We start from the raw sequence: 2,454 nt of genomic DNA on the forward strand, positions 1-2,454 counted from the left end.
GCGTTCGATGTAGGAGATAAGACTAACTGGACAACACAAAACGAGAAAATTTGGCCAACGAAAGATGAAATAGCGAAAGGCCAATATTTACTTCATCACGATAAAAAAGGTGCAGAATTAGCAGTTGATCCATCACCTGTGTATAAGAATTCTGGTGGAATTTATGCTGGCTTTAAAAATTATTGGTTCCGTGTAACGGCGTATAGTAAAGTAGGGCATGCTGAAAGTGAAATTTCTCATGAATTTGTGCCTAAATTTGCTCAAGACTTTGGGTTTACAGGGATGTTTGATTACTGGGCATCAGTTCCAGTACTAAATGGTAAAGTAAATGCTACAAATGGTAACTTTATCATGAGTGAGAAAGATATTACGTTATCTGGGCGCGGACCGGATGTATCAGTAGAAAGAACGTATAATAGCCAAAGTAAAAAAGTAGGTCTATTTGGTACAGGGTGGTCTAGTGGATTAGAAGAAAGAATTTTGGCTGAAGGAAATGGAAACTTACTATTAATTTCTGCCGATGGCGCAAATATTACTTTTACTAGAACGGGAGATAATGCGTATCAAGCTCCTACTGGTATATATTTAGAAATTAAACAAGTATCAGGCGGATATGAAATAAAAGATAAAGACCAAACGGTTACTTTCTATAAATCTGGCGATGCGCAAGGGCGTATCCAGTATACAAAAGATAAATATGGAAATACGACGACGTATGAATATGATGGTGAATTCCGTTTATCAAAAGTGAAAAATGCTTCTGGTAAAGAATTAGTCGTACAATATGATGGGAATAATAAAAAAGCAGTAAGAGTAATTGGTCCAGATAACAAGACTCTTACATTTAATTACGATGGAGATTTCCTCGTTTCTTCTACAACACCAGAAGGAAAAGTATATAAGTATGGATATGATAATGGGGTACTAACATCTATTTATGATCCGCAACATACAGATGCAAAACCATATAAAACATCGTATGCATACGAGAATAATAGATTAGTAACAGTAACGGACCCATTAGGGAAAGCTACGACATTAGCATATAATACAGATGCGAAAGAAGTTACGTTAACGAATCCTAAAGGGCGTAAAACTGTTTATACGTATAACGATGCTGGAAACCCAGTCAAAACAGTTGAAGATTCTGGACGTCTAAATTTAACAACAACGTATGAATATAATGTAAATAACCTAGTAAAAACAACTACCCCGAAAAATCAAACAGAAACAGCGACCTATGATGGTAATGGGAATGTAACTTCTGTTACGGATGAAATGGGAACAGAAAAGTTTGAGTACAATAAAGACAACGGGCTTATAAAAGCGACAGATAATGAGAATCGTGAAACAACAGTTGCGTATAAAGCAGCGAATACAGAAGTGTCTGAAACTAATCAAGCCGCAAATACATCATCTTTCATGCAGTATGATCAGTTTGGAAATCCAATTGCAACAACTAGAGAGCTAGGAACAGGAGAAAACCTGATTCAAAATCCAAGCTTTGAAATGAATGATACGGAAAAATGGGTACCAGTAAATGCGAATAATTCTGGATCTATTATAAAAGATGCAACACCGGCACCAGGTGGTCTGGGCGGAGAATCATCACTCAAAATTTCAACAAAAGCAACGAATAATGATTGGGGCTATATTGCTGCAATTCAAGAAGTAACGTTAGAACCAAATACAACGTATACGTTAAGTGGTATGATAAAAACGGATTTAGCCAATGGTGCTGGTTTCTTCAATGTACAGTTATTAAATGAAAACAGTGCTGGTGTAGATGGTGGATGGCATGATACTCGTCATAATAAAGTTCAAGGAACGAGGGACTGGGTTAATCGTCAAGTTACTTTTAAAACAACAGAACAAACGAGAAAAGTAAACATCTATTTACAAGTAGAAAATGGCGGTTCTGCTACGAGTGGTACTGTCTGGTTTGATAAGATTCAACTGGAAAAAGGTGAGGTTTCTTCTAGCTTTAATCCAATTGAAAATAGTAGTTTAGAGAATATGACGGAAAAAGGTTGTATTCCAGGATGGATTCGAGGAGATGGAACAAGCTGTGATCCAAAAGATGTTTCTCAGCAAGAGAGCTTTACAGGACATTCATCTATTGTATTAGAGCGCAGCCAATATGGTGGTTCAAATGTAGGGTATGGCAAGCATGTAACTATAAATCAGAAAAAAGCAGAGCCAATTACACTAACAGGGATGTCTAAATCTGAAAATGTAGAGAATGATGCGCCAGATAAACTTTCTCGAGACTATGCGATTTGGGCAGATGTGTATTATCAAGATGGTAGTGGGGCTAATTACCAAACGAAATTCCCAAGTGGGACAAATGATTGGAATCGTAGTGCAGTTGTGATTCCAGCAACAAAACCAATTAAACGTATGGAAATCTATCTTCTCTTTAGAAATAATAACAAAGGGAAAGTTTGGTTTGAT

General features: G+C 36.7%; 1 protein-coding gene. It reads left to right on the forward strand.

Annotation, left to right across the window (positions count from 1 at the left end; translation table 11 throughout):
• Window positions 1–2,454: DUF6531 domain-containing protein (locus MR083_RS26395; protein ID WP_242270082.1), on the forward strand; the 2,454-nt coding region annotated here is incomplete at both ends.

Source organism: Bacillus cereus group sp. BfR-BA-01408 (genome assembly GCF_022663305.1).
GTDB classification, from domain to species: domain Bacteria; phylum Bacillota; class Bacilli; order Bacillales; family Bacillaceae_G; genus Bacillus_A; species Bacillus_A pacificus.